Source organism: Planococcus sp. CAU13 (genome assembly GCF_000775575.1).
Classification (GTDB): domain Bacteria; phylum Bacillota; class Bacilli; order Bacillales_A; family Planococcaceae; genus Planococcus.
Window position 1 is genome coordinate 1 of record NZ_JRGN01000020.1, and the last position, 7,530, is coordinate 7,530.

9 protein-coding genes and 1 pseudogene are annotated in these 7,530 nt (G+C 43.9%); 6 read left to right on the forward strand and 4 right to left on the reverse strand.

Translation table 11 applies throughout. From position 1 onward, the window contains the following. The 3 genes and pseudogenes from KW93_RS00620 to KW93_RS00630 all read right to left on the reverse strand — a co-directional run. Positions 1 to 1,022 (reverse strand): annotated as a pseudogene (locus KW93_RS00620) (insertion element protein); the annotation flags it as partial. Continuing rightward, entirely contained in the window at positions 1,009 to 1,248 is a 240-nt protein-coding gene (locus KW93_RS00625) for a hypothetical protein (RefSeq protein WP_033541014.1), read from the reverse strand. The gene KW93_RS00625 and the pseudogene KW93_RS00620, both read right to left, overlap by 14 nt. Positions 1,249 to 1,474: 226 nt before the next feature. Next, positions 1,475 to 1,966, reverse strand: coding sequence for a GNAT family N-acetyltransferase (locus KW93_RS00630; RefSeq protein WP_033541015.1), 492 nt, complete (start codon positions 1,964 to 1,966; stop codon positions 1,475 to 1,477). Positions 1,967 to 2,060: 94 nt separating this feature from the next. On the opposite strand from KW93_RS00630, the gene KW93_RS00635 reads away from it, so the two are divergent. Both KW93_RS00635 and KW93_RS00640 read left to right on the forward strand, forming a co-directional pair. Then, positions 2,061 to 2,516: a GNAT family N-acetyltransferase gene (locus KW93_RS00635; protein WP_033541016.1), complete on the forward strand. Its 456-nt coding sequence runs from the start codon at positions 2,061 to 2,063 to the stop codon at positions 2,514 to 2,516. 57 nt (positions 2,517 to 2,573) lie between these two features. Next, on the forward strand, positions 2,574 to 2,948 hold the full coding sequence (locus KW93_RS00640; protein ID WP_033541017.1) for a hypothetical protein: 375 nt from the start codon (positions 2,574 to 2,576) through the stop codon (positions 2,946 to 2,948). 30 nt (positions 2,949 to 2,978) lie between these two features. Here the strand turns inward: KW93_RS00640 and KW93_RS00645 are convergent, their stop codons facing one another. Continuing rightward, entirely contained in the window at positions 2,979 to 4,106 is a 1,128-nt protein-coding gene (locus KW93_RS00645; RefSeq protein WP_033541018.1) for an MFS transporter, read from the reverse strand. Between the two features lie 107 nt (positions 4,107 to 4,213). Between KW93_RS00645 and KW93_RS00650 the strand changes: the two genes are divergently transcribed. The 4 genes from KW93_RS00650 to KW93_RS00665 all read left to right on the forward strand — a co-directional run bounded on the left by KW93_RS00650 (position 4,214) and on the right by KW93_RS00665 (position 7,435). Further along, positions 4,214 to 5,119, forward strand: coding sequence for a diacylglycerol/lipid kinase family protein (locus KW93_RS00650; RefSeq protein WP_033541019.1), 906 nt, complete (start codon positions 4,214 to 4,216; stop codon positions 5,117 to 5,119). Positions 5,120 to 5,401: 282 nt separating this feature from the next. Then, positions 5,402 to 6,187 carry a helix-turn-helix domain-containing protein gene (locus tag KW93_RS00655; RefSeq protein WP_033541020.1) on the forward strand — a complete coding sequence of 262 codons (786 nt, stop codon included), beginning with the start codon at positions 5,402 to 5,404 and terminating at the stop codon, positions 6,185 to 6,187. 165 nt (positions 6,188 to 6,352) lie between these two features. Continuing rightward, positions 6,353 to 7,138, forward strand: coding sequence for a membrane protein insertase YidC (gene yidC / locus KW93_RS00660; protein WP_033541021.1), 786 nt, complete (start codon positions 6,353 to 6,355; stop codon positions 7,136 to 7,138). Positions 7,139 to 7,180: 42 nt separating this feature from the next. Beyond that, a complete protein-coding gene (locus tag KW93_RS00665; protein WP_235318325.1) occupies positions 7,181 to 7,435 on the forward strand; it encodes a hypothetical protein in 255 nt (84 codons plus the stop codon). Positions 7,436 to 7,530: the final 95 nt, after the last annotated feature.

Sequence of the window (7,530 nt, forward strand, 5' to 3'; positions counted from 1 at the left end):
AAGCTTTGTGTATCTGTTTGAATCTTATCGATTGAAGCATCCCAATCATAAGCAATATCTGAACGAAATACATAATTTGAAACCACATCGGCAGTCGCAATAATGTGGGTTGGCAATTGTTTCTCATCGATGTGGCGACTGCTGTTTTTCCCTTGTCCTCTTTTCAATACATTGTTTAGTACATAATGAAGCTTATCTGTGTTCAACCACATTTGGTCAAATGACTTGGTAGCCAAAGGCTTGGTTTCACGCGTTTCCAAGAATTCCAAACAACAGCGATAAAGCCATTCCAATTTTTGATAGTACGTTCCTTTTGAAATTTGTAAAATTTCGCACGTTCGATTGATTGATGACTTGTTGACCAATTGTTTGGCGAACAGAGGAAGAATCTCATTTCGTTGCTGATGATAAGTGGTATTCCGTTGCTTATTTGGTAAGACGTTCGTATATTTCTTGCACGTCTTGCATTGATAGATTTGGGATTTCGCTTTGCTTACGCCACGTTTGTAAAATTCTTTGGGTGTTTTGAACGGAGTGGAATCTAGGGTGCAGGAATCTTTGTGGAATACATATTCTGGTTCAATTGCCTTTAATGAATTGATACGGATTAAGCGTTCAATTTCTTCAGATAAAGACCAATTTGAAATTGCCGTAACCGTACAATTTTGAGGTTGAACATCATCAGGATCACGTTTGTCAGGATTACACAAAATAGCTGTTCGGGTTTTCTTTCCGCTAAATTTGTATCTGCTCGGTTTACTTTTGACGTTATATTTTTCTTGGGGTAAACCAAAGTTTTTGCATAGTGGTTCGGTACAATGGTTCATTTGAATTTTGTAGGTCTTGCCTTTCCATTCGAACTCCATTGGACGAAAAGCAAGATGCCTTTCATTTGTTGAAAACTTTTTCGGTACGAGAGTATCGTATGTGTTTTGACGATTCTGTACTTCTTGTTTCGATAGAAACGGCCTTGGCTTTAGAAACGTGTCGGCAGGTGAACAAAGCTCTTTATAGTTCGTCATTCAGCGACAGCCCCAGTTCCTTCAAAATCCGTTTGTTGTTTTTCTTGTTGCGTACCCATTCCACGAAGTCTTCATCCTTCAGAAGTCCAACTAGTAAACGACCAACAATAGCTTCTTCGGATCGTTCGCTGTATTCGGAAAAGTGTTTCACCGTATTTCGTGCCAGTTCCGAGATTTCCCATTCAACAGGTTGCTTGTTCAGCCTTTTTGGTTCAATTTTTGACATTGCATTTCACTCCCTTTTTAATGTGCCAATTAGACACTGAATTAGTTGGTTTACAATATTTATTGTAGTCCTGTTAATTGATGTGTCAATTGAATGATTAAAAAAGGCGAAAAAGTAGCGCAAACCCAATGAAATCAATAAAAAATAGACCGCTAATTAAGGTTCTAATTAGGGGTCTATTTCGAGTTCTAATTCAGGTTTTGCGATTCAAAACTGAACGGCTTACTCACAGAGCGGGTGCTTTCAAATTATAGACGTATTTGGCTGTCTGAAGCGGGTGGCCTTCAAAAAATTCTTCGAACTCTTCCACAAGCTCGAAACCGTTCGCTTCATAAAAACGGCGGCCTTTCGTATTCTCACTTTCCACATAAACAAACAGATTCGAACCGTCGATAAGATAAGCTAAACCGCTGTCGAGCAGCTTTTTGCCGTAACCATGGCGCTGATGTTCAGGTTTCAGGTAAAGGGCGATTAATTCCGCGTCTCCATCGTCATCGAGTTTAGTGAAATTGGCAAAACCGATGGGTTCGCCTTCGTGCTCCGCCAAAAGCAGGATGGTCTTTTTCAGACGCATTTCCATCATTGGCACGGAATAGGATTTATCTAAAAAACTTTGCTGTATATTCACGGGGATAATGTTCTCGTAAGTGTCATTCCAACTGATATGGGCAATTTCCTGAACTGCTGTTATGTCCTGGGGTGTACCTGTGCGAATCATGCAATCACCTCTGAAATTCTTTTCGTCATCATATCAAAAATTTACATGAATAGCCACTGTTGTGGAATAATAGAGACAAAAGGAGTGAGAGCTTTTGACTTGGGAACTATGTAAATTTGATGAACTGACGGCAGCTGAACTTTACGAGCTGTTAAAGCTGCGCGTCGATGTCTTTGTAGTCGAACAGAATTGTCCTTATCCGGAACTTGATGGCCTGGATCAGGATTCAGTCCACTTGGCCTTCAGAGAGAATGGAGAAGTTCTCGCTTATGCCCGGCTCGTTCCGGCAGGAATTAAATACGATGTGCCGTCCATCGGGCGGGTGATTGTCAGGCAGGAAGCAAGAGGCCGCGGACTGGCGAGAGAGTTGATGCGCAGATGCCTTGATTTCATTTTCACCGAATGGCAGCCCGAAGCAGTGCAGCTGCAGGGACAGGTTTACCTGAAGGAGTTTTATCAGTCATTCGGCTTCGAGCCGGTTTCAGAAGAGTACGATGAAGACGGCATTCCGCATCTTGATATGAAGCTTGAAGGCACCAAAAAAGATTAAACTGGGTGCAAAAGGGTATATGTTATAGAAGACATTAAATCGTGAGGGAGTGGTTGAATGGCAAACGGGAAAGGCAGAGGGCTGTTACTGGCAGGCCTGGCTGTAGGCGCATATGCATATTTCAAAAATCCGGAAAATCGTGAAAAAGCGACACTGGCGTTCAATAATGCGAAAGAGAAGGTGAATTCATATATGGAATCACAAAACCTGGATGACATTAAAAAACCGGCGCAGTCTGAAAAAGACACACAAAAATTGCGGGAAAACAAAATGGTATCGGAAGGCTCTCCGGATTCAGTGCAATATTTCAATGAAGAAGGGCAGCAGAATGTGGAGAACAAGAAATTATCAGCAAATGATACCAGCAAAGAAAAGTCGGAAAACACCGACACGGTCTCTCCGGAACCACGCATAAGCACCGACAATATTTAAAAGGGTGGTCCTCGGACCACCCTTTGTTTTTTATTTCTTTAATGCGGCAAAATTTACTGCGGCAGCGCTCACGAGCAGCACACCGCTGGCGATGAAACCCTGATCCGCAGTCAGGGCCAGGGCGCCGGTGAATGAGGACCCTGCCACTACACCGATTGAAAAGAAGGCATAAAAATAACCATAGGCCCTGCCTCTCGAGCGTTCCGTCGTGGAGTCGATGAGCAGCGAATTGATGGATGGAAATAACAGCGCAAAACCGATGCCGTAGCAGACCATACTGAGATAAAGCAGTGGAGCCACTGAAACGGCACTCAACAGAAAGAGCGCGCTGCCCATGATCAGAAAGCCTATCATCAATGTATAAACCGGTTTGACGAGATCAAAAAGGCGGTTGACCGGAAGGAGGAAAACAAGGATCGCTGATATGCCGAAGACACTCAGCAGCAATCCGCTCATTTCACCCGGCAGCTCAAGCCCCGAAACTTTCAAAGGAAGCATATATGCAAGGACCCCTTGAGAAAACATCAGGATAAACGCTCCCAGAAATGCCCGCAATAACCCCGGATTCAGAACGATCATTTTGAACGTAAGGGGTTCAGTAGGCAAATCCTTCCTCTTTTTCACATTGCGGTTTAACAGAAAAAAGGCAAAGACGGCAAGCCCAAACAGCATGGCCCCGGTTATCGCCATTGTCACGGGTACCCCCGACCGGCCCGCCACTATCGCCCCGTAAGCTGGCCCGATGATTGCCGCCAACCCGACAAAGGCACCGGAAACAGCCGCCCCTTTTCCGCGGCGGCTGCGGTCTGTCCGGTTCGCGAGATAAGTGAATGCCGCCGGAACGATCAGCCCGGCAGCCAGACCGTGAAGAAACCGGATGGCCAAAAGACTGTAGGCATTTTCTGCAAGTGAATAAGTGAACAGGAAAAGGGAAGTCAGCAGCAGGCCGGTGACGAGGATGGCGAAAGGCCCTTTCCTGTCGGAGAAAATGCCGGAAATGACATTGCCGAATGTATTGGAAAGCGAATACATTCCGACCGCAAGCCCTGCCAAAAAGGGAGTTGCCTCCAGCTCAATTGCAAACGGACTGATGATGGGCAATTGGGCAAATAGATCAAAGAATGAGAAAAAGATGATGAGATAGATAAAAAAACGCATTGCGCATCTCCATTCCCTGGAAATAATGAAAAATTAATGGATTAAGACTTACTGATAAAAGGGTAAATAGAAATAATGAAACTATTATACCATTTGGAGGCTAAAAGATGAAAAAGGCGATGTTTATACTGAATCCGTCTGCCGGAAAAGAAAAAGCTGCCGATTACCGGGAAGATGTGGAAAAAACACTTAAAGAAATGGGTTATATTGTCGATACTAGAGAGACGGAGAAACAAAGGGATGCCACTCTCTTTGCCAGAGAAGCCTGTGAAGAGAAGTATGATTTCGTTGTCGCCATGGGAGGAGACGGGACGATAAACGAAGCTGTATCAGGACTGGCGGAGCAGCCTCATCAGCCTTTGTTTTCCCTGATCCCGCTTGGTACTGTTAATGACTTTGCGCGGGCACTTGGAATTTCCCTGGATCCGGAAGAAGCGATCGTCGCTTTGAAGAAAGGAACTGAAAAAGCCGTCGACATTGCCAAAGTGGGTGATATGTATTTCATGAACATATTGGCCATCGGGGATGTGGCGGAATCCACTTCAAACGTATCGCCGGAGCAAAAAACCCGTCTCGGTGCACTTGCCTATTTTATAGAAGGAATCAAAGCGATCACTTCAGATGAAGAGACTCATTTCGAAATCGAGCACGATCACGGTGTGTGGGAAGGCGACGCCAAACTGGTTCTGGTGGCTTTGACGAATTCAGTTGGCGGGTTCGAAAAATTGGCACCGGAAGCATTGACGGATGACGGGCTGCTCCATTTGTTTATCGTGGAACACGCCAAACTTGCCGGCTTTATCAGGATGGCTGGAGCCCTGTGGAGAGGAAAACTGGAAGAAGACCCTGCTGTGGAAGCAATTCACACAACAAAAGTGATCATCAGAACAAAAGAACCGTTAATGTGCAATATTGACGGAGATGAAGGCTGTGCCACTCCTTTTAAAATCGAAGTGCTGCCGCGCCATATCCGGGCACTCATTCCCCCCGAAAAAGAGGAATTACAAGAGTAGAATAATGAAATTTATAACCTGGGAAGGAAGTAATGCATTTCAGAAATATTAAAAGTATATTACTTTAAGAAAAAAATAGTGATTTTTTACATTATATGAGGTATATTTAGTATATATTTAGGGAAGATATTTCCTTATAGCTTAGACTGTGGGAAATAGGTAGTAGACCGAAATGCTTAAAAAGAGTTATTCTGTTAAGCAAAACTGTGTCCTTATTTATTGTTTCAGTATATAGTTAATAAAGTGAGTGCAAAAACTTGTGAAAAGAAAGACGGGGAAAAGATGAATATTATAGCTGTACCTACAATTCAAGAAACAATTTCCAAAATTTTCATGGCTGAAAGTGAAAATCTTAACCAGTATGAAGGCCTGGAAAAGTTTTTTGAGACAGAGACCCAATTAATTTATGAGATCCATCATTTGGAAAAAGAGAAAGCGAAAGAGACGCTTCGTGCGTTGATTGACATGATTTCTTTGCATGCAGGGAAAGAGACAATCCGCGCAATCCGAAATTACTACATAGTCCTCTCTTCCGTGATGGCACGGAAGCTTTTTGAAATGCGCGTGCCGCCGAAAAAAGCGTTTGCCTTCAATAACGCCTGCATCGAACTGGTCGACAATCGCATGAATGATTCGGAATTCCTTTATGTAGCAGACGAGTTGATCGAGTTCTTCATTTCCGTTATTTCAGAACGCAAACAGCCGTCATTTGGCCACCAGACAGTTAACAAAGTCGTCATGTTCATCAATGATGAAGTGGAACGCGATCTGTCGGTGGAAGACGTTGCCAAGCATTTCCATATTTCCACGAGCCATTTGTCGCGCATCTTCCGCGAACACGCCGGCATTACGTTAGTGGAGTATTTGAACGTGCGCCGCGTTGAAGAGTCCCAGCATTACCTTCGCCATTCGGACAAAGGCATTTCGGAGATTTCGAAACAGTTCCATTTCTGCAATCAAAGCTATTTCACCCGCATCTTCAAGAAATATACGACGGTTACGCCGAAGCAATTCCGCGACAGCCAGCATATTCCTTATTTCAGATATACATTGCCGAATGCCAAGTAAGGAGAAGTAATTCTCCTTTTTTTTATGGGGTTTTCTGTATTTCGGCAATGCCATAAAGTTGTCATATCCCATGCCCGAATCTGTGCCAGTTTTTTCCGCTGATTGAAATATACACTGCGTATGAGGTATACTTCTCTATAGTTTAAAAAGGTGAAGGTGACTAATTTGAAAAAGAAATTTATATTAATGTCGATGCTTACGGCTGCAGTATTATTCTTGAGCGGCTGTTCAGCTGTAGAGAATAAAGAAGGCTTTTTCTACACGGTTTTTGTCGCACCATTCGATTTTTCCCTTGATTATTTAGGAAATCTTTTCGGAGGCAGCTACGGGCTTGCCATTGTGGCGATCACGATTGTCATCCGTCTTGTGCTGATGCCGTTCATGCTGCGCACATATAAGCGCCAGCAGGGGATGAAAGTCAAAATGGATGCCATGCGTCCGGAAATGGAAGACATCCAAAAGCGGTTGAAAGAGACGAAAGACAAAGAAGAACAGATGAAACTCCAGCAGGAAATGATGGGGCTTTATAAAAAACATGAAGTCAATCCATTGAATATGGGCTGTCTGCCGGTCATTATTCAAATGCCGATCATCATGGGGCTGTATTTTGCCATCCTGTACTCACCTGAAGTGCGTTCACATGAATTCATGTGGTTCAATTTGGGCGAGCCGGATATTGCGATGACGCTGATTGCCGGTGCTGTGTACTTCTTCCAGGCAAAAGTTTCGCTTTGGACGATGCCGGAACAGCAGCAGAAACAGATGAAGCTGTTTATCTACATTTCTCCGATCATGATCATGTTCATCTCGTTCACGTCGATGGCAGCTTTGCCGGTCTACTGGACAGTCGGTGGTATTCTGTTGATCATCCAGACGTTCATCGGACGGAAATTCTATTCCAATCACCCGGAAATTGCTTTGGAAGCAGTGGAAGCAGACAATAAAAAATAAGGAAAGCCTGCCGGCAGCTTATGCCGGCTTTCTTTTTGAGGAGTGGGAAAGTTGAATCCAAAAATGATGCAGGGCATTGCAATTGCCCTCCTGAGTATTACAGCAGTCGTCTTTCTGATTATGGGCTATATGGATATTGCGGTACTGTTCATGACGGTGCTGTTTGTCCTGACAAATATGTTCAGATACCGCCAGATGAAGGCACAGGGCATGGACCGGGAAGCAAAATGGATGAGGGGCATGGCGATCATCTTCGGCGTCCTGTTCTTCGTAGTATTGGGAACAATCATATTTTAATCAAAAACAGCGCATCCTCAAAAGGGATGCACTGAATTGATTTATTAAGAAAGAATACCTTGTAAGAATCGATATTCCGCAAAACAGCTTCGCTT

Bases quoted from the DNA above. Each gene is read 5' to 3' on its own strand.
- KW93_RS00645 (WP_033541018.1), bottom strand. From the start codon at position 4,106: ATGCGTTTTTTTATCTATCTCATCATCTTTTTCTCATTCTTTGATCTA.
- KW93_RS00630 (WP_033541015.1), bottom strand. From the start codon at position 1,966: ATGATTCGCACAGGTACACCCCAGGACATAACAGCAGTTCAGGAAATT.
- KW93_RS00640 (WP_033541017.1), top strand. From the start codon at position 2,574: ATGGCAAACGGGAAAGGCAGAGGGCTGTTACTGGCAGGCCTGGCTGTA.
- KW93_RS00625 (WP_033541014.1), bottom strand. From the start codon at position 1,248: ATGTCAAAAATTGAACCAAAAAGGCTGAACAAGCAACCTGTTGAATGG.
- KW93_RS00650 (WP_033541019.1), top strand. From the start codon at position 4,214: ATGAAAAAGGCGATGTTTATACTGAATCCGTCTGCCGGAAAAGAAAAA.
- KW93_RS00655 (WP_033541020.1), top strand. From the start codon at position 5,402: ATGAATATTATAGCTGTACCTACAATTCAAGAAACAATTTCCAAAATT.